1 protein-coding gene is annotated in these 329 nt (G+C 65.7%); it reads right to left on the bottom strand.

Annotated features, from left to right (window positions below; translation table 11 throughout):
- Positions 1-34 precede the first annotated feature (34 nt).
- On the bottom strand, positions 35-329 hold a 295-nt coding region (locus tag UK12_RS40625; protein WP_231591513.1), incomplete at its 5' end, for a hypothetical protein.

Genomic DNA, 329 nt, shown 5'->3' with positions numbered 1-329 from the left:
AGTCCCTGACAGGCCCCCTGCCCCGCGTCGCCGCTCAGCGCGTGAGACGGATACCGCCCAGCCCCGCGCTGAAGGCGCTCAACAGGCGATCTGCTGCGGGGTCCGCAGAGAACACCGGGTCGAGGGCGAGGGCGATGTTGAGCGGTCCGGCTCCGCCGAGCACCGCGAGCTCTACTCCTGGCGAAGTGTAGTGGAGATGCGCCGGATAACTTCCTGGACTTGCCACGATTCCTTGGACGGCTTTGTCCATCGGGTTCTGGGCCGGAGTGAAATAGCTTGCCACGACGGTCCAGCCGGGGCTGGTGTTGTATTTCTGGCACGATGCTGGG

Source organism: Saccharothrix sp. ST-888, assembly GCF_000955975.1.
In the GTDB taxonomy this organism is placed as follows: domain Bacteria; phylum Actinomycetota; class Actinomycetes; order Streptomycetales; family Streptomycetaceae; genus Kitasatospora.
This window is presented reverse-complemented; position numbering and strand designations above follow the sequence as displayed.